The sequence below is a fragment of the Janthinobacterium sp. LPB2021202312-11-4 genome (assembly GCF_037049705.1).
In the GTDB taxonomy this organism is placed as follows: Bacteria; Pseudomonadota; Gammaproteobacteria; order Pseudomonadales; family Pseudomonadaceae; genus Aquipseudomonas.
This window is the reverse complement of sequence record NZ_JBAGKV010000024.1, coordinates 1-22,456: the sequence shown is the minus strand read 5'-3', so window position 1 is coordinate 22,456 and position 22,456 is coordinate 1. Positions and strand designations below refer to the sequence as shown.

General features: G+C 61.1%; 13 protein-coding genes. 11 read left to right on the top strand and 2 right to left on the bottom strand.

The features are described 5' to 3' along the window. The first annotated feature begins 5 nt into the window (after positions 1–5). Genes aroQ through accC form a run of 3 tightly spaced genes read left to right on the top strand, consistent with a single transcriptional unit; the run spans position 6 to position 2,338 of the window. On the top strand, positions 6–458 hold the full coding sequence (gene aroQ, locus V5E99_RS22765; protein WP_499804496.1) for a type II 3-dehydroquinate dehydratase: 453 nt from the start codon (positions 6–8) through the stop codon (positions 456–458). A gap of 48 nt (positions 459–506) precedes the next feature. Then, positions 507–965 carry an acetyl-CoA carboxylase biotin carboxyl carrier protein gene (gene accB, locus V5E99_RS22760; RefSeq protein ID WP_499804495.1) on the top strand — a complete coding sequence of 153 codons (459 nt, stop codon included), beginning with the start codon at positions 507–509 and terminating at the stop codon, positions 963–965. A 17-nt stretch (positions 966–982) separates the two neighbouring features. Then, a complete protein-coding gene (gene accC / locus V5E99_RS22755; protein ID WP_499804494.1) occupies positions 983–2,338 on the top strand; it encodes an acetyl-CoA carboxylase biotin carboxylase subunit in 1,356 nt (451 codons plus the stop codon). A gap of 75 nt (positions 2,339–2,413) precedes the next feature. On the opposite strand, the gene V5E99_RS22750 is transcribed toward accC, so the two are convergent. After that, complete coding sequence (locus V5E99_RS22750) at positions 2,414–6,040, bottom strand: hypothetical protein (RefSeq protein ID WP_499804493.1); 3,627 nt, start codon at positions 6,038–6,040, stop codon at positions 2,414–2,416. Between the two features lie 260 nt (positions 6,041–6,300). Between V5E99_RS22750 and prmA the strand changes: the two genes are divergently transcribed. The 8 genes from prmA (at position 6,301) to V5E99_RS22710 (ending at position 16,611) form a co-directional block, all read left to right on the top strand. Beyond that, positions 6,301–7,179 (top strand): 50S ribosomal protein L11 methyltransferase, encoded by an 879-nt coding sequence (gene prmA / locus V5E99_RS22745; protein WP_499804492.1) that lies wholly within the window; start codon positions 6,301–6,303, stop codon positions 7,177–7,179. A 30-nt stretch (positions 7,180–7,209) separates the two neighbouring features. Then, positions 7,210–8,430, top strand: a complete 1,221-nt coding sequence (locus tag V5E99_RS22740; protein WP_499804491.1) for a DUF3426 domain-containing protein — start codon at positions 7,210–7,212, stop codon at positions 8,428–8,430. A gap of 185 nt (positions 8,431–8,615) precedes the next feature. After that, positions 8,616–9,626, top strand: coding sequence for a tRNA dihydrouridine synthase DusB (gene dusB / locus V5E99_RS22735; protein ID WP_149660668.1), 1,011 nt, complete (start codon positions 8,616–8,618; stop codon positions 9,624–9,626). Continuing rightward, positions 9,623–9,943: a DNA-binding transcriptional regulator Fis gene (gene fis / locus V5E99_RS22730; protein ID WP_007907419.1), complete on the top strand. Its 321-nt coding sequence runs from the start codon at positions 9,623–9,625 to the stop codon at positions 9,941–9,943. The genes dusB and fis overlap by 4 nt, the downstream gene beginning before the upstream one ends. A gap of 81 nt (positions 9,944–10,024) precedes the next feature. Further along, the gene (purH, locus tag V5E99_RS22725) at positions 10,025–11,632 is read left to right on the top strand and encodes a bifunctional phosphoribosylaminoimidazolecarboxamide formyltransferase/IMP cyclohydrolase (RefSeq protein WP_499804490.1); all 1,608 of its coding nucleotides are present in this window, start codon (positions 10,025–10,027) and stop codon (positions 11,630–11,632) included. Positions 11,633–11,780: 148 nt separating this feature from the next. Continuing rightward, a complete protein-coding gene (purD, locus tag V5E99_RS22720; protein WP_499804489.1) occupies positions 11,781–13,076 on the top strand; it encodes a phosphoribosylamine--glycine ligase in 1,296 nt (431 codons plus the stop codon). A 99-nt stretch (positions 13,077–13,175) separates the two neighbouring features. Continuing rightward, the gene (locus V5E99_RS22715; RefSeq protein ID WP_499804488.1) at positions 13,176–15,953 is read left to right on the top strand and encodes a hybrid sensor histidine kinase/response regulator; all 2,778 of its coding nucleotides are present in this window, start codon (positions 13,176–13,178) and stop codon (positions 15,951–15,953) included. 61 nt (positions 15,954–16,014) lie between these two features. Beyond that, a complete protein-coding gene (locus V5E99_RS22710; RefSeq protein ID WP_054044032.1) occupies positions 16,015–16,611 on the top strand; it encodes a MarC family protein in 597 nt (198 codons plus the stop codon). Positions 16,612–16,769: 158 nt separating this feature from the next. Here V5E99_RS22710 and V5E99_RS22705 read toward each other — a convergent pair whose 3' ends face one another. Further along, positions 16,770–22,400: a TcdA/TcdB pore-forming domain-containing protein gene (locus tag V5E99_RS22705; RefSeq protein WP_499804487.1), complete on the bottom strand. Its 5,631-nt coding sequence runs from the start codon at positions 22,398–22,400 to the stop codon at positions 16,770–16,772. Positions 22,401–22,456: the final 56 nt, after the last annotated feature.

Here is a 22,456-nt window from a genome sequence, read left to right as displayed (position 1 = left end):
AGCCGATGGCGACGCTACTGGTTCTGCACGGACCCAACCTGAACTTGCTCGGCACCCGCGAACCGGGCACCTATGGCGCTACGACACTGGCGCAGATCAACCAGGACCTGGAACGCCGTGCCCGTGAAGCCGGCCATCATTTGCTGCACCTGCAAAGCAACGCCGAGTACGAATTGATCGACCGCATCCACGCCGCACGCGGCGAAGGTGTGGACTTCATTCTGATTAATCCAGCAGCTTTTACACATACAAGTGTCGCATTACGTGACGCGCTGCTGGCGGTGAGCATCCCATTCATCGAAGTGCATTTGTCTAACGTGCACAAACGCGAACCTTTCCGCCATCACTCTTACTTCTCCGACGTAGCGGTGGGAGTGATCTGCGGCCTTGGCGCCAGCGGTTATCGACTGGCCCTGGAGGCCGCACTAGAGCAGCTTGAAAAACAGGCAACAGCTTGAACAACAAGCGTTGAACGCCCCTGACCGACCCTTGGGAGTTGATGATTCATGGATATCCGTAAAGTTAAGAAACTGATCGAATTGCTGGAAGAGTCCGGCATCGACGAGCTCGAGATCAAGGAAGGCGAAGAGTCTGTACGCATCAGCCGTCACAGCAAGACCCCGGCTCAGCAGTACTACGCTCCGGCTCCGATGCACGCTCCGGCGCCTGCGCCTGTTGCTGCTCCAGTTGCTGCCGCGGCCCCTGCTGCTCCGGCCGCCCCCGTGCTGAACGGCACCGTTGCCCGTTCGCCGATGGTCGGCACGTTCTATCGCAAATCTTCCCCGTCCTCGCCATCCTTCGTTGAAGTCGGCCAGACCGTGAAGAAAGGCGACACCCTGTGCATCGTTGAAGCCATGAAGATGATGAACCACATCGAAGCTGAAACCAGCGGTGTGATCGAATCCATCCTCGTCGAAGACGGCCAGCCGGTTGAGTACGACCAACCGCTGTTCACCATCGTTTGAACCGCGGAGAGACTTTGATGACTGCGAAGTTGGAAAAAGTTCTGATCGCCAACCGCGGTGAGATCGCCCTGCGGATCCTGCGTGCCTGCAAAGAGATGGGCATCAAGACCGTCGCCGTTTATTCCACGGCTGACAAAGAGCTGATGCACCTGGGTCTGGCGGACGAATCCGTCTGCATCGGTCCGGCATCGGCTGCAAAGTCTTACCTGCACATCCCTGCGATCATCGCCGCCGCTGAAGTGACCGGCGCTACCGCCATTCACCCAGGCTACGGTTTCCTCGCGGAAAACGCCGATTTCGCCGAACAGGTCGAGAACTCCGGTTTCGCCTTCATCGGCCCGAAAGCCGACACCATTCGCCTGATGGGCGACAAGGTTTCGGCCAAGCACGCCATGATCGCGGCCGGTGTTCCAACCGTTCCGGGTTCTGACGGCCCGCTGCCGGAAGACGAAGAAACCGCCCTGCGCATCGGTCGCGAAGTCGGTTACCCGGTGATCATCAAAGCCGCTGGCGGCGGTGGTGGTCGCGGCATGCGCGTTGTGCATAAAGAAGAAGACCTGATCTCCTCGGCCAAACTGACCCGCTCCGAAGCTGGCGCGGCGTTCGGCAACCCGATGGTCTATCTGGAAAAATTCCTGACCAACCCACGTCACGTGGAAGTTCAGGTGCTTTCCGATGGCCAGGGTCATGCGATCCATCTGGGCGACCGCGATTGCTCGCTGCAACGTCGTCACCAGAAAGTTCTCGAAGAAGCGCCGGCACCGGGCATCGACGAGAAGGCACGGGCTGAAGTCCTCGCACGCTGCGTCAAGGCCTGCATCGACATCAACTACCGTGGCGCGGGTACTTTCGAGTTCCTGTACGAGAACGGCGCGTTCTATTTCATCGAAATGAACACCCGCGTTCAGGTTGAGCACCCGGTTTCGGAAATGGTCACCGGCATCGACATCGTCAAGGAGATGCTCAGCATCGCCGCTGGCAACAAGCTGTCGTACACCCAGGAAGACGTTGTCATCCGCGGTCACGCACTTGAATGCCGGATCAACGCCGAAGACCCGAAAACCTTCATGCCAAGCCCAGGCACGGTCAAGCATTTCCACGCTCCGGGCGGCAACGGCGTTCGCGTCGATTCGCACCTGTACAGTGGCTATGCCGTTCCGCCGAACTACGATTCGTTGATCGGCAAGCTGATCACCTACGGCGCAACCCGTGACGAAGCCATGGCGCGCATGCGCAATGCGCTGGACGAAATCGTTGTCGACGGGATCAAGACCAACATCCCGCTGCACCGCGACCTGGTCCGTGATGAAGGCTTCTGCAAAGGTGGAGTCAACATCCACTACCTGGAACACAAGCTGGCTAACCAGCATTAATATGTGATCCAGACCAACAAAGCCGCTTTCGAGCGGCTTTGTTGTTTCTACCGTGCACGCTTTCCCGTCAGTGCGTCACACCTGAAGGGCCTCATGTCCGGCCATGTGCTTGAGGTAGTCAAACCAGGGATCGCGCCCACTGAGGGCGTCGTCCAGGCTGATGGCACTGCTTGCCGAGACACGCAGCTCAAAACTCGCCGCAAACAGGCTGTTGCTCAGAACATCTGAGGTCAGGCTGCGGATTCTGAATGACGTCATGGTTTGCGGCACCGGCAACAGGCTGGCATCCACGAATGCCTGACCGGGCGCCGGGGCAACGCTGCCAAACTCTTCCAGAATGACCGTGGACGTCGCTCCTGGGGTGGGTATTACCCCTTTGTCATACGCCGCCCAGTCGAGCGGCAATAACTGCGGATGCCGCGCCGTGGCGGGTGAGCCTGGCGTCGCCGGGGCCTTGGTGGCCATGTCGATCTCCTCAAGCAGCCGCCGGGCATCCGCGCCAACCCGCTCGACGACACTCAGTTGCCGAGGGAAAAATTCGTAGAGGCCATCGGAAAACGCCGGATGCCGGCAACGCACAAGAATGCCGAAACGCCCCTTGGTGACGGTTCCAGCCCCCGACTGGCCGACGCGGAACAACGTCAGCGCTCCATATTCCAGACGCTGGCGATGACTCAGCATCATTAACGACATGCTGTACTGAAGCGCCTGCACGTACGCCGACCAAAGCTCGCTGTCCCGGGCGATGAAGCCCTCGCCATACACACGGTTAACGTCGCTCAGCAAAGGGAAACGTTCAGCCAGGAGCGGAAAGTCGAGGGTGTTGAGCGTGGAGTGCCAGCGGTTCGAACCCGGAACCAATTGCCCGGCCAGGTGCAAATCGACCATCGAAACCTTTTGCTCCGAGCCCGTTTCGCTCTCGTCCTTCGAGCCATCCGGCAATCGCGCCAGGACCTGCATTTCCAGCGTGTCATGACCCGGGTAAACCCGGCGCAGATCTGCCAACGCCAATGCCCGGCGAGGGGTCGCTGGACGATGAAATGCAGCAATAGCCTTTTGAAGCCCATCAAACTGGGTCAGCAGGGCGGCTTTGCTCCTGGCCAGTTCCGCCGGTGTAGACAGCTCGGCGTTATGGGGCAACAGAGCATTGGCTGTTGCCCAGTCAATCACCGGGCCATAGAACTCTTTCAAGTTCCAGTACTGCGGTTTTATCGACTTCAGCCGCTCCCCGCTCATGATGCTGTCGAAGGTCAAACGACGGGAGGAACCGGGGTATTTCCCCTCCAGATACGCGACACAGTGCTTGAAGTGCACCCAGGCCTGGCCCGACATGTAAGCCATTTCTTCAGAAATACCCCGCACCAGAAACTCAGGCGCGACGCCGCTGAGCAACAGGTGAGCGGCCAACGAGGCAGCGTTGGCGTCCAACCGGTGGTCAGACACCAGCCGCCTCTCGATGCTGAGCAAGAGGTTGCCATAGCTCTCGCCCCAGAATCGCGGGTCGGCCAGATCGATCCCGGCCATCCGGTTTCTGCCCTGCCCCGCCTGCGGATCAAGACTGAGGATCGCGGCTGCCAGCACCAGTGAGTGACGACCGGCACGGGTCGTGGCCTGCCGGGCCTGTTCCCCTTGCCAGGTCACGGCAAGGGCGAGTCGGTCAGCGAGTTTTTGCGCCTGCGGGCAAGCGAGCATTTGCGCGATCAGAAGATCCGCCTCGGCCCGGACACGCTCCCTGGATCGGCCCCGGACGAGTGCCCGCACAAGGTGCCCCAACAGCGGGCCATCGATCCCGGCCATAAACAGCACGGCCGCTTCGCGCACCTGCTGGCGCTGAGCGGGTGATAGCACGAGCGTGACTTCCACCCGCTTCAGCGCTGACCAGTAATACAGCGAAGTGCCGATCCTGGGCATGAAATGCTCGGGCTCTTCAATGATCTGCAAGCGACGAGACAACAACGGCGACGACACGGATGCGAAATTGCCACCCAGCGCATTCCAAAACTCCACCGACGGGCGGGGCCGCAAAGGCACCGCGCGCAATCGCTGCGCCAGATGCCGGGCCTCTGCCGCCGTGACGGGTGGCGCGAAGCCGTAGAACGTCAGCATCTGCTCCAGCGTCACCTCGCCGCTGGATCGAAGGGCGCCGCCTAATCGACCGGCAATCAAGGCGAGCGAGTCGAATTGGCCGGCGAGTACAGGGACTGCACTTACAGCACTGTTGAGGTCTATCCAGCTGCCGTCCAACTTACGGGCACCAACGTAGCCCGAGCCAGACACCAGCAGATGGCCGGTGGGGTCAAGCTGCTTCGCCGTGCTGATCGCCTTGAACTCATCGAGCGCCATGACCGCCAGCAGTTCTTTCCTGCCCGCGTCGGTCAGTTCCGCCAAGGGTGAATCAGGGTCGAGGGAAACACTCAGCCCGGCCGTGGAGATCGCGGTGCTATCGCGCAGGGTGCCGCTCAAGGCCTGGAGTTCGAAGCCCATCCAGAAACGGTTATTGACCAGGCCAAGGTAACGCCGATGCCTGAGCAATGCCGCTGCGGAATGGGCCGAGGCATGCACATAGGGGGTCTGCGACTCCGGCGATTGCCCCAGGGAAACCACCAGTGCGCGAACCTCGTCCGCATCGGTCGGGGTTTCTCGCTCATACGCCGCCAGTACAGCCGCCAGGCTGAAACAGCCGTCGGAATGAACGTCCGAACCGAGTTTCTCGGCCTGCGCTGCCAGTTCGCGCAGATCGATGGCCACCTCTGGCACCGAAAGCCTGTCGGCCGCGACGGCTTGCGGGACTGAAAAACGGCCGACCTCCATGAGGGTCCGCTCGACTCTGGAAAAGTAGTACCCGGTCGGCGCGGACAAGCGCCCCACATTCAATTTGATGCTCAAGCCTTGCAGTAAACGCAGGGCCGAATTCATGGTTTGAGCGAGCATCGAACCGGAATCCAGCTTGATGCGCCGTCGATAGGTTTCCAGAAAATCATAATCTCCCGTGCTTGCGAGCTCATCCTGCAAGGCTCGTTGCAACTCGCTGGCCACCTTCGCGCAGTCTTTGGCTTGCTCAGCCTGCTCCACCGACACGGAGGTGGAAATATGGCCGCTGCTGTCAATGACCGGGAACCCGGACAGCCGCCGTAACTCGTCAACCATCACGTGGGCCTGAGGGCGGTTGGCCGGCAGTGGATAGCCGTAGAAAGCCAGGGCGGCCCCCAGGGAAAACGCCTGGCTGGAGGCCGTCGATGGGTCCCTCAGACCCAGGTCATCGATCCCGGCGGGGTCGATGATCTGCACCACGGCATTGATAGGGTCCGCCACCCGCCACCACCCCGAGTCATCGTGCAAAGTCATGACCCGTGGGGTGCTGACACCATTTTTAACAACATTGACGTACAAGGTCCCGCCCTGCACCCGCAGGCTCTTGAGGTCCAGGTGCCGCCGGGCCGCCCACGCCACAAATTCCGCGTGCTGAATGGCTTTGAGGTAAACATCCAGCCATTGCCACAGCATGCAGTGTTCGGGCAGCGCAAAGGTGTCGGGCATTTCATACCGGAGGGTCTTGCGGCGAATGGCGGCCGACAGACTGTCGATCAGCGCCTCGATGAGCGCCCGGCCCCCCTCATCCCCTTTGACTTGAATGTCCGCCCGCCGCATCGCGTCAAGGTCCTTGCCGGCCACCGGCCCTTTGATAAAAAGATGTTCTTCCATGACATAACGCACCGCTGCTCGGCCCCAGGTATTGGGGCGCCTGAATGCCCCATAGTCATAAAGTGCAAAACGGGACGACAGAGGGCGATTCGGGACGAACGGCGAGATGAATCGGCAAAGTCGGTAGGGAACTGTCCCGCGATGTGTCAGAACCGTCCCGCGTCAAAGCATCCGGTCGTCTTCTGCCGCGCGCTCGCGTAAACTTGCGCGCTTCTCGCAGCCCGCTAGGCTGCAATCAATATTTTTCAAAGGTGCCCGCCATGCCTTGGCTGCAAGTCCGTCTCGCCATCAGCCCAGAACAAGCCGAAACCTACGAAGACGCTTTCCTTGAAGTGGGCGCCGTGTCGGTGACCTTCATGGACGCCGAAGACCAGCCGATCTTCGAACCGGAACTCAACACCACACCGCTGTGGTCCCACACCCATCTGCTGGCCCTGTTCGAGGACGGCACCGAAGCCGCCAGCGTATTGGCCCACATGGAGTTGCTGACCGGCGGCCCGCTGCCCGAGCATCACAGCGAAATCATCGAAGACCAGGACTGGGAACGCAGCTGGATGGATGGCTTCCAGCCGATGCGTTTCGGTGAGCGCCTGTGGATCGTGCCGAGCTGGCACGCCGCGCCGGAACCGGATGCGGTGAACCTGCTGCTCGATCCGGGCCTGGCATTCGGCACCGGTACCCACCCGACCACCGCGCTGTGCCTGGAATGGCTCGACGGTCAGGACCTGAAAGACTGCAACGTGCTGGACTTCGGCTGCGGCTCGGGGATTCTGGCGATTGCCGCCCTGCTGCTGGGCGCCAAGGAAGCCGTCGGCACCGACATCGACGTGCAAGCCCTGGAAGCCTCCCGCGACAACGCCGGGCGCAACAACATTGCCGAAGCGCTGTTCCCGCTGTACCTGCCGCCAGATCTGCCGCAGGTTCAGGCTGACGTGCTGGTGGCCAATATTCTGGCCGGCCCGCTGGTGTCTCTGGCGCCGCAATTGTCGAGCCTGGTCAAGCCGGGCGGCCGCCTGGCACTGTCGGGCATCCTCGCCGAGCAAGGTGAAGAAGTCGCCAAGGCCTACGCTCAGGACTTCGATCTGGACCCGATTGCCAATCGCGATGGCTGGGTGCGCATCACTGGCCGTCGGCGCTAGAATGAGCGCCTGCATAATCCGGATCGCCGCATGACCGACAGCTTCGTCACCCAGTGCCCGCATTGCCAAACCAGCTTCCGCGTCAGCCATGCCCAATTGAGCGTGGCCCGTGGGGTGGTTCGCTGCGGCTCATGCCTGCAAGTGTTCAACGCCGCCAAGCAACTGCTTGAGCAGCGCGCCGGCAAGGACGCGGTCAAACCGGTCGCCCCGGCTATCGTCGAGCCACCCGCGCAACGGGCCATCAGCCAAAAGCAGTGGTCCGCCGCCGAAATGGATCTGGACAGCCTTGACCTGGACCAGGAACTCGCCCGGCTCGAACAGCGGGAAATCCAGCCCACCAAGGAATTCGGCCAACACCGCGAAGACTCGTTGAGCGCTCGCCGCGACAACATCGAAACGGACGAAGAGCCGTGGTCCGACAGCCTGTTCAGCGAATCGGCCGCTGATCGCGCCCACGCCTCCGAGTCTGCTGCCGCCCCGGAATCGACCGACGAACCGGGCAAACACTCGCGCACAGAACCGTCGCTGTCCCTGGCGCTGGAGGATCTGGACGACGAGCCGCCCGTGCCCAAGCTGCAATTGCACGACCCTATCGACACTTCCGCGCGCCATGAACGCCTGTCAGCCGCTGACGATATCGACGACGATTTACCGTCCATCGAGCCGCTGCGCCAAAAACGCGAACGCAACGAACCCGGTGTGCGCGCCGAGGTCCTGCAAGACCTGACCGACGACCCGCTGCAACTGGACTGGCAGAAACGCCGCTCGCCCTGGGGCCGACGGTTTTTCTGGCTGCTGCTGATCCTGCTCGGCGCTGGTGCTCTCGTCGGGCAATACGTCGCTTACCACTTCGACGAACTGGCCCGCCAGGACCAATACCGTCCGTGGTTCCAGCAACTGTGCCCGCAACTCGGCTGCACGGTGCCGTCCAAGGTCGACATCGCCAAAATCAAAAGCAGCAACCTGGTGGTGCGCAGCCACCCGGACTTCAGCGGCGCCCTGGTGGTGGATGCCATCATCTATAACCGCGCGCCGTTTTCGCAGCCCTTTCCATTACTGGAACTGCGTTTTGCCGACCTCAACGGCCATCTGATCGCCAGCCGTCGCTTCAAGCCCGGCGAGTACCTCAACGGCGACCTCGAAGGCATGGCCGAAATGCCACCGCAAACGCCAATCCACATCGCGCTGGACATCCTCGATCCAGGTCCCAAAGCGGTGAACTACAGCCTGAGCTTCCATTCGCCCGAGTGAAACGGTTCAGTGCTCAGGGTTTGACGGCGGTTTTCTGACTTCGCCCGCCTCAACCAAACTGCTGGCGATAACAGAATAACTGTTCAGATTTTGTTCAATTCAGCCTTTAACCAGTCATCGAGAGCGGGTATCATGCCAACCCTTTTTCGAACTCTCATGATCCGGCCCCACAACAGGGAAGTCCTATGTCGGCGGTACGCATCGGTCCATATACATTGCACAACGGCTTGATCCTCGCCCCCATGGCGGGTGTCACCGACCAGCCCTTTCGTCAGCTGTGCAAGCGACTGGGCGCAGGGCTTGTAGTCTCGGAAATGGTCACCAGCGACATGAGCTTGTGGAACACCCGCAAATCGCGGATGCGCATGATCCACGAAGGTGATCCCGAGCCCCGCTCGGTACAGATCGCCGGCGGTGATGCGCAGATGCTGGCGGACGCGGCCCGGGCCAACGTGGAACTGGGCGCACAGATTATTGATATCAACATGGGCTGTCCGGCCAAGAAGGTCTGCAACAAGGCCGCCGGTTCCGCATTGTTGAAAGATGAAGCATTGGTGACCGAGATCCTGCAGGCCGTGGTGGCTGCGGTTGATGTGCCGGTCACGCTGAAGATCCGCACAGGCTGGGACCGGGACAACAAGAACGGCCTGACCGTGGCGAAGATTGCCGAACAGGCAGGCATCACGGCGTTGGCGGTCCATGGCCGCACCCGTGCCGACCTGTACACCGGTGAAGCCGAGTACGACACCATCGCCGCGATCAAGCAGGCAGTGTCGATCCCGGTCTTCGCCAACGGCGACATCGATTCACCCGAGAAGGCCCGGTACGTGCTCGACGCGACCGGTGCCGATGGCCTGTTGATAGGCCGGGCTGCCCAGGGGCGGCCATGGATTTTTCGTGAGATCGACCATTTCCTGCGTACCGGCGAAAAACTGCCGGCGCCGGAACTGATCGAGGTGGAACGTATTCTGCTTGAGCATCTGGCCGCGCTGCATGCCTTCTATGGAGACGTGATGGGCGTACGCATTGCTCGCAAGCATGTGGGCTGGTACCTCGCAACCCTGCCGGGCGCCAGGGAGTTCCGCGCCCACTTCAATCGTTTGGATGGTACGGAAACACAATGCGCCAACGTTCGGGAGTTCTTCGCCGAGCGTTACAAGAGCCTGACAGGGGACGGAGAAGGGGTGGCCGCATGACGATGATGACCGAGACTTTAGTGAGTGGAACAACACCCGTGAGCGACAACGTGAATTTGAAACAGCACCTCAATACGCCGAGCGAAGAAGGTCAGACCCTTCGCGGGAGTGTCGAGAAGGCGCTGCACAATTATTTCGCCCACCTTGAGGGCGCTGCCGTCACGGATGTGTACAACCTCGTGCTCTCCGAAGTCGAGGCTCCCCTGCTCGAGTGCGTGATGAACTACGTCAAGGGCAACCAGACCAAGGCCAGCGAGCTGCTCGGGCTGAACCGGGGCACGCTGCGCAAGAAACTCAAGCAGTACGATTTGCTGTAAGCATTCAATCAAACCAGAAAGGCGCCCGCGTAAAACCGGTCGCCTTTTTTGCTGACTCCTTTGCTTTTGATGGAAATTGAAATGACCGACCAGACTACCCGCCTGCCGATCCGCCGCGCCTTGATCAGCGTCTCCGACAAGACCGGCATCCTCGAATTCGCCAAGGAGCTTGAAGCCCTGGGCGTCGAGATCCTCTCCACCGGCGGGACGTTCAAGCTGCTGCGCGACAACGGTGTTGCCGCAGTGGAAGTCGCGGATTACACCGGTTTCGCAGAAATGATGGACGGTCGGGTCAAGACCCTGCACCCGAAAATCCACGGTGGGATTCTGGGTCGTCGCGGTATCGATGACGCAATCATGAACGAGCACGGCATCAAGCCGATCGACCTGGTTGCGGTCAACCTGTACCCGTTCGAAGCCACCATCAACAAGCCAGGTTGCGACCTGCCGACCGCTATCGAGAACATCGACATCGGCGGCCCGACCATGGTCCGCTCGGCAGCCAAAAACCACAAAGACGTGGCCATCGTGGTGAATGCCGGCGACTACGCCAGTGTCCTGGAAAGCCTCAAGGCCGGCGGCCTGACCTACGCTCAGCGTTTCGACCTGATGCTCAAGGCCTTCGAACACACCGCCGCCTACGACGGCATGATCGCCAACTACATGGGCACCGTGAACCAGGCTGCTGACACCCTCAGCACTGAAGGTCGCAGCGAGTTCCCGCGCACCTTCAACAGCCAGTTCGTCAAGGCTCAGGAAATGCGCTACGGCGAGAACCCGCACCAGAGCGCGGCGTTCTACGTGGAAGCCAAGCCTGCCGAAGTCGGCATCGCCACCGCGACCCAACTGCAAGGTAAAGAGCTGTCGTACAACAACGTGGCCGACACCGATGCCGCGCTGGAATGCGTGAAGAGCTTCGTCAAGCCAGCCTGCGTGATCGTCAAGCACGCCAACCCATGCGGCGTCGCCGTCAGTCCGGACGCCGAGGGCGGCATCCGCCAGGCCTACGAACTGGCTTACGCCACTGACACCGAATCGGCGTTCGGCGGCATCATCGCCTTCAACCGCGAACTGGATGCCGAGACCGCCAAAGCCATCGTCGAGCGTCAGTTCGTCGAAGTGATCATCGCCCCTTCGGTGAGCGAAGAAGCCCGCGCCATTGTCGCCGCCAAAGCCAACGTACGCCTGCTGACCTGCGGCGAGTGGTCGACTGACCGTGCCGCTGCCTGGGACTACAAACGCGTCAACGGCGGTTTGCTGGTCCAGAGCCGCGACATCGGCATGATCAGCGCCGATGACCTGAAAGTCGTGACCAAACGCGCCCCGACCGAGCAAGAGATCAACGACCTGATCTTCGCCTGGAAAGTGGCCAAGTACGTTAAATCCAACGCCATCGTCTACGCCAAGAACCGTCAGACCATCGGTGTCGGCGCCGGCCAGATGAGCCGCGTGAACTCTGCCCGTATTGCTGCGATCAAGGCTGAACACGCCGGGTTGCAAGTGGCAGGCTCGGTGATGGCCTCCGATGCGTTCTTCCCGTTCCGCGACGGCCTGGACAACGCGGCCAAGGTCGGTATCACGGCGGTGATCCAGCCAGGCGGCTCGATGCGTGATGCCGAAGTGATTGCTGCGGCTGACGAGGCTGGCATCGCCATGGTCTTCACCGGCATGCGCCACTTCCGTCACTGATACACCGCTCGCCCTGTAGGAGCTGCCGAAGGCTGCGATCTTTTGGTCTTGATTGTAAAAAACAAAGTCAAAAGATCGCAGCCTCGTTGTACTCGACAGCTCCTACGAGGGTTGGTAGCGCACCCCATAGAATTCTGAGGTTTTTGAAATGAATGTTTTGATCATTGGCAGCGGTGGCCGTGAACACGCCCTGGCCTGGAAAGTGGCTCAGGACCCTCGTGTCCAGAAGGTTTACGTCGCTCCGGGCAACGCCGGCACCGCCATCGAAGCCAAGTGCGAGAACGTCGCCATCGACGTGCTGGCCCTTGAGCAACTGGCCGATTTTGCCGAGAAGAACGTTTCCCTGACCATCGTTGGCCCGGAAGTGCCGCTGGTGGCCGGTGTAGTCGATCTGTTCCGCCAGCGTGGCCTGGACTGCTTCGGTCCAACCGCAGGCGCTGCGCAGCTGGAAGGTTCGAAAGCCTTCACCAAGGATTTCCTGGCACGCCACAAGATCCCGACCGCCGACTACCAGAACTTCACCGAGATCGAGCCGGCCCTGGCTTATCTGCGTGAAAAAGGCGCACCGATCGTGATCAAGGCCGATGGCCTGGCCGCCGGTAAAGGCGTGATCGTCGCCATGACCCTGACTGAAGCCGAAGATGCCGTGCGCGACATGCTGGCCGGCAACGCTTTCGGCGAAGCCGGTTCCCGCGTGGTGATCGAAGAGTTCCTGGACGGCGAAGAAGCGAGCTTCATCGTCATGGTCGACGGCAAGAACGTATTGCCGATGGCCACCAGCCAGGATCACAAACGCGTTGGCGACGGCGATACCGGCCCGAACACGGGCGGCATGGGTGCCTACTCCCCTGCCCCGGTCGTGACCGCCGAAGTACACAAGCGCGTCATGGACCTGGTGATCTGGCCAACCGTGCGCGGCATGGCCGATGAAGGCAACGTCTACACCGGTTTCCTTTACGCTGGCCTGATGATCGACAAAGCCGGTAACCCAAAAGTTATCGAGTTCAACTGCCGTTTCGGTGACCCTGAGACCCAACCGGTGATGCTGCGTTTGCAGTCGAGCCTGGTATTGCTGGTCGAAGCAGCCCTGGCGCAAGCCCTGGACAAGGTCGAAGCGCAATGGGACCCACGTCCAAGCGTCGGCATCGTACTGGCCGCTGGCGGCTATCCTGGTGACTACGCCAAAGGCGTGGCGATCAACGGTCTGGACGCAGCGGCGGCACTGGAAGGCAAAGTCTTCCACGCCGGTACTGCGCTCAAGGACGGCCAGGTGGTGACGGCCGGTGGTCGGGTACTTTGCGCGACCGCCATGGGCGCAAGCGTGGATGCGGCCCAGCAGCAGGCTTACAAGCTGGCGGCCAAGATCGACTGGGAAGGCTGCTTCTATCGCAAGGACATTGGCTACCGCGCCATTGCCCGCGAGCGTGGCGAAAATCAGGAGTAAGTCCTCCTGTCGGTCAGGCAAGGGCGCGATGCCCTTGCCGGACTGTTCCGGCGCCGCGCATAGTTATATTCTGGCATCAACCTACGAAGGGATTTCGCCGTGCGCTGGCTCAGGATTGCCATAGGTCTTACCGTCACTCTGTTGACCTTGCTCTGCATGCTCCCGGCCCAGGCCGCGCAAGGCAGTGGCTGGTCGGTATTGCTCGACGAACAGGGCGACCTGCAGTTGAGCGACATCCGCTCCGCACGCTTCACCAACCAATTCAGCCCCATCGAACTCGATCGCCTCACGGCCGCCGAACCCGACGGCGCGCTATGGCTGCGCTTCCGGCTCACCCCCGGCAAGCACGAACAAGTGCTGCGGGTGTTCGCCCCCGACCTGTCGCACCTCAATCTGTACGTGCTGGACGGCGACAAGCTGGTCGAGCAACTGAACACCGGCACCCAACAGCCCCAGGCTGAGCGGCCATTGCCCAGCAGCGACTTCATGCTGCCCCTGCCGCAAAGCGACAAAACCCTCGACGTCTACCTGCGACTGGTGTCCGAACATCAGCTGCGGCCTTACATCACCCTGCAATCGGCGGTACTGACGGCGGCCAATCAAAACCTCACGCTGATCTACGGCCTGCTGTTCGGCTGCATCGGCATGCTGATCCTGCACAACATCGTGCGTTACGCCTACACCCGCTCACGCAGCAGCCTCTGGCTGGCCGCGTGCGAATTTCTATTGATGCTCAGCCTCGTGCTGCTGCTGAACCTGGCCGGGCCATGGCTGCCGAACTGGCACGCCATCCAGACCCCCGGCGCCTACCTCGCCTTGCTGCTGACGGCACCATGCGGCTTGATGTTCGCCTACCGTTTCTTTGCACCGCTGGGCCCGCATCCGCTGAACAAGCTGTTGCTCGGGGACATTCTGTTCACGGTCGTCAGCGGCCTGCTGCTGTTGTTCGTCAACACCCTGCCGCTGAACATCATCACCTACGCCCTGGTCGCACTCGCGGGCCTGAGCATGTTGTTCGTCAGCGCCTTTCACTGGCAAAAAGGCTATCGCCCGGCCCGGCTGTTCGTGGCGGCGATGGTGGTGTTCAACATCGGCGCGCTGATCATCCTGCCAGCACTGTTGGGGCTGACCCTGGTGGCGCCGCAAGGGCTGATCATCACGCTGTTGGCTTTCATCTGCATCAGCGGCCTGTTGATGAGCATTGCCCTGGGCGAACGCCAGCGCAGCATCACCGAAGACCGTTTCAGCGTCAGCCGCGACCTGGCCGCCAGCAACGCCGAGATCAACGCCAAGGCCGAATTCCTGGCGAAGATCAGCCACGAAATCCGCACCCCGATGAATGGCGTGCTGGGCATGACCGAACTGCTGCTGGGCACGCCGTTGTCGGTCAAGCAGCGCGATTACGTGCAGACCATCCACAGCGCCGGCAACGAATTGCTGACCCTGATCAACGAGATTCTCGACATCTCCAAGCTTGAGTCCGGGCAGATCGAACTGGACGACGTGCAATTCGACCTCAATGCCCTGATCGAAGATTGCCTGAGTATTTTCCGCGCCAAGGCCGAACAACAGAACGTCGAACTGATCAGCTTCATCCAGCCGCAAGTGCCGCGCGTGATCAGCGGCGACCCGACCCGACTGCGCCAGACCTTGCTGAGCCTGCTGGAAAACGCGCTGAAAAAGACTGACGAGGGCGAGATCCTGATCGTCGTCGCCCTCGACGAACGCAGCGCCAAGCCACGCCTGCGCATCGCCGTGCAGGACAGCGGCGTGCCGATGGAAGCCGAAGAGCGCGATGCGCTGATGCACGCCGAATTGCACAGCAAGCACTTCCTCTCGGCCACTCGCCTGGGCGGCAATCTGGGGCTGGTGATCGCCCGCCAACTGATCCGCTTGATGCAAGGGGAGTTCGGGATCAAGAGTGGCGCCAATCAGGGCAGCACATTGTGGCTGACCTTGCCGCTGGACCCGGATCGCCTCGAACACCCGACCTCCGACCTCGACAGTCCGCTGCAAGGCGCGCGGGTACTGGTGGTGGACGACAACGACACCTGCCGCAAAGTCCTGGTGCAGCAATGCAGCGCCTGGGGCCTGAATGTCAGTGCCGTGCCGTCCGGCAAAGAGGCGCTGGCGTTGCTGCGCACCAAAGCGCATCTGCGCGATTACTTTGACGTGGTCCTGCTGGATCAGAACATGCCCGGCATGACCGGCATGCAACTGGCGGCCAAGATCAAGGAAGACCCGAGCCTGAACCACGACATCTTGCTGATCATGCTCACCGGCATCAGCAATGCGCCGAGCAAGATCATTGCGCGCAACTCGGGGATCAAACGCATCCTCGCCAAACCGGTGGCCGGTTACACCCTCAAGACCACCCTGGCGGACGAGCTGAATCAGCGCAACAAAGGCCTCGCCGTATCGCACCATTTGCCCTCCGGCCCGCCGCTGCCCGTCAAGGTGCCCAGCGATTTCCGCATTCTGGTGGCCGAAGACAACAGCATCTCGACCAAGGTTATTCGCGGCATGCTCGGCAAGCTCAACCTGCAACCGGACACCGCCAGCAACGGCGAGGAAGCCTTGCAGGCGATGAAGGCGCAACGTTACGACCTGGTGTTGATGGACTGCGAAATGCCGATCCTCGACGGTTTCTCCGCCACTCAGCAATTGCGCGCGTGGGAGGTCGGCAACCAGCGAACTCGCACGCCAGTGGTGGCGCTGACCGCACACATTCTCGCCGAGCATAAAGAGCGCGCACGCCAGGCCGGCATGGACGGGCACATGGCCAAACCGGTGGAATTGTCGCAACTGCGCGAACTGATCGAGCACTGGGTCGCCCAGCGCGACCAGCAGAACCGGGTCACCACACAAACGTCCTGAGCCGAGCGACGCCGTGCCTGATAGACTCCGCCTCGACTTCCCTCGCCAGTGAGCTAGCACCATGCTCCATGTGTTGTTCAGCGTTTACCTGAAGATGCTGGTGCTCTACAGCCCGTTCTTCGTATTGTCCTGTTTCATCAGCTTGACCCGCGGCTATTCGCGCAAGGAACAACGTCGCCTGGCCTGGAAAGTCGCGGTCGCGACGCTGGTGTCCAGCGTCTTGCTGTACCTGTTCGGGCGTGTGATTTTCAGTGTGTTCGGCATCACCGTGGATGCGTTTCGGATCGGTGCCGGCAGCGTGCTGTTCATCTCGGCACTGGGCATGGCCCAAGGCAAATCCGCAGTACAAACCGACAACGTGCAGCAAGACGTGACCATCGTGCCGCTGACCATCCCCCTGACGGTCGGCCCGGGCACCATCGGTGCGCTGCTGGTGATGGGCGTGAGCCAGCCCCATTGGGACGACAAGCTCACGGCGATTCTGAGCATTGCCCTGGCCAGTTTCACGGTCGGCGTGGTGCTTTATCTGTCCAACCGCATCGAACGCATTCTCGGCGATCAGGGCTTGCAGATTGTCAGCCGGTTGATGGGGCTATTCGTGTGTGCCCTGGCGGCGCAGATTATTTTCACCGGGGTTAAGGGTTATCTGGTCCCGTGAAAGTGGCTATCGATCGAAACCGGCCTTGACGATATCAACCACGATGTTGTCCATGGTCGATTCGCCCTGAGAAAGCGCAAAGCCTGAACGAACCACACCCCTTCACCGCTTGAAACGGCGGTGAAGGGGTGTGGGTTTACAGGCGTGATGTTGCAGGATCAGGCGGGGTCCGTGTGAACGACAGGCTGAAGCAGAGTGAGTAGCGCCACGCCAGTCGACGGCGGCATTGCCCGCAGGGTTGTCACGAAGGTCGAGACCGCCACCGGCCCGTGCTTGCCGACCGCGAGCATCAGTTCGCCACGCAAGGTGACATCCGCGGCGTTCACTTCACGCAGGACCAGACTGTGGAACGTGTCGCGATCCAGAATGACCACGTGCTCACCCTCCAGGCTCACGATCAACGAATCGACGGTGTCCATTGCCCAGACCAGCGTACCCGGCACAACCGCTGAAGCGTTCAGGGGCGGTCGGCAATCGACAATGATCGACTCCAGCCGACGCCACGCGGCATTCGACAACCGGTACGTCGCGCCTGCTTCGCCGAAACGCAGCACCAGCGTCCGGACATCGTCCGGGATCAGCGGCACGAGATCGTCGAGGGTTGTCCGGCCTTCGATCACCATCACTTCGCCTTCGCGTTGCACATAATTCACCGCTCCGGTCATGCCGGTATTCGGATAGGTGTGCAGCCGTGCATCCGCTTTTTGATACAGCAGGACATTAGTTTGCCGTTGTGTGCCCACAACGCTGAACGGCTCGGGAATCCGCACGTTCGCGGCGTCAATCAATCGCCCGGTTTCGCTCACATACCATTGCTGCCCGTCGGGCTGTGCCACGCTCAACAACGGTGCGCAGCGAAAGTAGCTGTCCACCAGCGCCTTGAGGTTTTCACTCAGCGTATCGGCCCGTGCCCGCACCCAGCGGCGATCAACGCCGATGATCAACGCCGCCTCCTGATGATTGAGCAACATCTCGATGCCGTCGTCGGTGGTGGCGCGCAGGCCGGCACCTTCGGGACTCACATCAACGAAGGTCCACGGGCTCCAGGGTTGTTGCGGTTCAGGCAACGCGTCCGCGAGCAACACCTTGGTGCCAGTGCCGAACGCCGTCGGCAATCGCAGGGGTTCGATAAACGCCTGGCGATAAATCTCGCCACTGGCCACGTCGAATAACCAGGCCGCCGCGTTATCCGGGGTAATCCCCAGCACCCGCACTTCCTTGCCGTGGCCCAGGTCCGCCAGCAGCAGGTGACCGTCAAGGCACCAGGCACATAAACGGGCATCGCCACTGAAATTACTTAGCCCCACCAGGGCCAGACTGGCACCCGGCTCCTCGGCGAGCAGCGCGGGCAACTGTGCCCACCATTGCGGCCGATCCTTGAACCAGACCTCGGTCACCCCGCTCAATTGCAGCCGCCCCTGTGGCGTGAAGGTGTAGAACACACCGTCCTGGGTGATTGCCACACTACCTTCCTGGGTAGCGACGACATTGCTCAGCCCTTCCAGGGTTTGCCACTGCACCGACAGTTGCAACTGCCCGTTCACCACGCTGCGCCGTTGCACGCACAGACGCGGGCTCTGGCGCTGGTAGATGACAAATACATCGCCCTCATTGCCGTCAGGCGCTAGCAGGCCCAGTTCGTTCTGTGCCTTTTGCGAATCCGGCCATCCCCGCCCGTGGTGGCGCTTCGGTACCGGCCGGATGATCAGGCGATCACTGCGGCGTACCCACGCCATGTCGTTCAGTTGGGCGCCGGGTTTCCAATGGATGGAAACGAACGACGCCAATTGCCAGACCGAGGTTTCGAAACGCTCTTGCGAGGCCACGTTTGGCCAGTCGATGTACGCGCCAAACACCTGGCCCCAATTGGCCAGCGTCGGCGTTTGCCCCAGAACCTGTTCAAGGGCGACGTCCAGTTCACGGGTCAGCGACGTGAGAAACAGCCCTTCATCAGTGATCAGGTATTCCAGGATGTAGACCTGGTTTTCATGCGCACCCTGCTGGACCACCCTGACCCCGACGCCGGGCACCGGCTCACAATGGGTGACAATAGAGCCGCCAACCTTGAGCATCAGGCGATAGCGGTGGTTGATCAGCCCGGTCACTGCGTCGACCCTCCACACTTCGGGACTTTGCGGATGATAGAAATACGCCGAGCCCTCAACCACCGCCCCCAGAAGCGGATCGTCGGGCACGATCACATCGTCATCGCGGATGAAGAGGAACCGTTCCTGCGCCGAATCGTAGTACGCGGTGCAGTGACGGGGGTCTGCCGGGTCTTCGAACGGGATCGGAAATTGATGCACCGGTGTGTAAGGCAGTTCCAGACGGTGCTCACGGGCCAGCGCCATAAAATGCCCGCGCAACGCCTCAGCCTCCATGCCCGGCGTTGCCTCTTGCTCAAGGTCGATCAGCTGTTGATGAAGAAAGTCGACCCGGTAACGGTTGTTGTCCCCAAGCTGCAACGTCAAGTCCAGTCGCGCCTTGCCGCCGAAGGTGAGGCTGACCGCGCCGATTTTCAGGCCTTCGCCGCGAACGAACTGCACGTCGCTTTCCTTGGCCCAGCTCGCCAGCAGCACCCACTGCATGGTCCGGGTGCCGGCCGCCTTAAGCTCCAGGCTCACCCCCGGGTTAAGCAACAACGTACAAGGGGCTTCGCCGCCTTCGATTTCATAGGCAATCCTGCCGTGCCAGCTTGCGGGCAACTCTTGCACCACCAGCACTCGCGGGGTGTTATCCAGCCGCACCTGAATCACCGACGGCGTGCCTGGCCGGTAAGCAGGATTGATCGCCTTGAGGATGTACTCGCCTGGAAACGAGTAAAACGTGAACAGAAACTGCCATTCGCCTTTGGCGTTCTTTCTCTCCAGGCGACGAGCGATATCGAACCCCGGGTCATGGCGCCAGGTGGAAAATGGCAGCAACTGATACTCGTAGCCGTAAAACGTCTGAGGCGTGCACGGCAGCATCACGACCTGAGCATTCGCCGGGTTGAACAGGGAGGTGCCGGGTAATCCCAGTTGCTGGCGCAGATTGATCGCCCGCTCGAAATCCACGTCGTAATCCGGCACGCCGAAGTGATTGCGCAACGGGAACAGGCGCTGGCTGTCATACGTCACCCGGCCGTCCTGAAAGTCCAGACGCTGGATCACCAGTTTCGGGTGAGGCAGCCATGCCTGGTGTTGCTCATTCCAACTGAAGGCATCCCCTCGGTAAGCGGCGTCCAGTTCGGCAAAGAACTGCCCGACCTCCTTGGCCTTCTCGGCAATCGAAGCAAACCCTTCGGCCAGCGCCGCCACCCCCACGGCCAATCCGCCGACGATCACCGAGAGGCCGCCCAGCACCGCCGCGGCCGTGGCCGCCGACGCCAGGCCCGCGCCCAGCGCGGCGATGCCCAGTACGCTGCTGGCCGAGTCGAAGGCCAATTGCGTACCGAACCGGGCCACCTGCATATCGTTTTCGGCCTCACTCAACTGGTAAATGTCGAACCCGACGTTCGCCATCCCCAGCACCGTCCCCACCCCTTCACCGCCGATATGCCCCAGTGCTTCGCCCACCACCGTGGAACTGGTCTGGGCCATCAGGCGCTCCTGCGCCAGGCCCTGGCGCACCAACTGCACCACGCCCGCCACATCCATCACCAGCCCGTGGACCAACTGCGCGTAATTCACATAGGCGTGCAGGCGCACCGCCAGCGACAGGTTTTTTCCGTCGCCTTCCTGGGCGCGCAAGGCATTCATCAGGGCCTGAATGGCGAAACCGGCATTGAGGGTGTGAACGCTGCCGGCGCTCAACGGCTCGAGTTCGCTGACCCGTGGGCTCGTCAGTTTGCCGAAGAGTTCGGTCAGGTGATTTTTGATCCGTAAAAAACGCGAATCCCGGGTGTTCAATCGCACCCACTGTTCGGCGTCGGTGCCGCTCGCGGGTTTGACCACACTGATCTGATAGTCCCCGGCAGGGGTGATCTCCAGCGTTTCAAACACCGGAGAAAACTCGCCGGACAGTTGATTGCCGGCCAGCAAATCCCCGGTGGCCTGCTGGATTTGCCCGGCCCACCAATGGCTATCGAGTTCCATCAACGAGCGGCCCAAACGGGCATTGTTCACCAGGGACTGACCTCGCGCGCTGGGCGTGCGATGGCGCCCGACCGCGTGGGGGTTTTGCCCGCGCAATTCGCCGGGCAGCAACAGGTCCGAGACACGAACACCCGTGGATGTGGTCAACGAAGACACTTTGTCGGCGTGCAGTTCGATCAGATCAAACGTCGGCTGCTTGGCGCTCCCGTAAGCGGCGTAATACTTGACGATTTCCCGCTGCTGGAAAAACCGTTCCATGGCCTGCAAGAACGATTGCGGCTGGGCAAACACGAACACACCCAGGTTCGGGTCATAAAAATGATATTGGCTGTGCGACCCTCGCAGCGTTTTGGCCACCAGCATCGCGTGGTTGTCCGTGGTGAGCATTAACGTGCAGGTCGTCTTGCTGGCTATCAGTCGCGCGACGACTTGCGCAAGGCTAGAGCGCTGCAGCGCGATACCGATCTCGTTGACCTGCGCGCCGCGCAGTTCCTCGATGGTCTGGATAAAGGTTGCAGAGTCGTGCGTCTCGGGACTCGCGACACTCGTGAAGAACCGGTCACGCAGGTTATAACTCGCCGCAGGCCCCTCGACGAGCGCAGCAGCCATGACGATCGAGAGCGGGTAACAGCGCTGGCCGACCACGTCCCCGTCTCCGCCGGCTAACAAGTCCTGGGGCAGGTATTGGCTCGAGCTGTCCTTCTCGAAGGCTTCGCGTAACGGCACGACGCGCTCGCCGATCTGGAGGCGATGCTCCGTCGTCGCGACCTGCTTGATCCTGGCGACCTGCTGCCCCCACTGACGCAGGGTCAGCGGCGCCTCAAGGGCGGTTTTCTTCAGGGCCAGGGCAGTCTCGAAATGGCCCGGGGTCTCCTCGGCCGGGGCCTTTAATCCGGCACTAAACGCCGGAGCATTGTGCTTGTACAACAGACGTTCGAGGGTCCCGTAACGGCCCGAGGTGCCCTGCTCGCTCACGGTTTTTGCCAGGCTTTCGATTTCACCACGAACCGCTTCGAAGCCGGGATTGTCCAGCGCATCGAGCCCCAGCAAGCCCCCCAGTGACAAGCGCTGCGCCGGGCTCAACTGTTCAATGCGTAAAGTGCCTTTGGCGATTCGTTCAAGGCTTTCAACGATGGGTAATTGCGCGGTGGCCGCGTCGCTGACGTAGCCGGGAACCGTCACACCGGCCGGTTGAGCGAGGATGGCTTGCCGGTCGTTGAAACTCAGCGGCAGGGATTTATTGAACGTAACAGCCCCATTAGCGCCATTGCTCATCGCCAGCCGGAACGGTTCACCGAGCCCTTCAACCAGTTGCTCCAGAATCGAAACCCGCAATACATGACGGCCTTCGATCAGGGGCCAACCGGCATCGAACTCGATGGTTTGTCGTTGCAGCAACTGCGTGACATCCCCCTTGTAACGCACCTCATAGCGCCCGGTTTGCCAGCGTTCTTTTTCATCAATAAACCATTGTGCTGCGTCGGCCTGTTCTTTCCAGGAATGGTCCATTTCCTCTTCGGTTTGCCGATTCACCGTGCGTGCGCCTTTGATCGCGATAAATTTGCCAAGCGCTTCGGCCGATCTGGGTGTCAGGCTGCTTTTTTCATAGTCCCTCACCCCGCCCAGCAGCGCCTGAGGCCCGGTGATGTATATGGTGACTTCGCTGTCGGGAAAAATGCCATCCATGTAGTACCCGGCAACTGCTTCAGTCACCAGCCCGACAGCAGTCTCTTCGACCGTTATATCTTCAAAATGCGGTTGATTCTTTA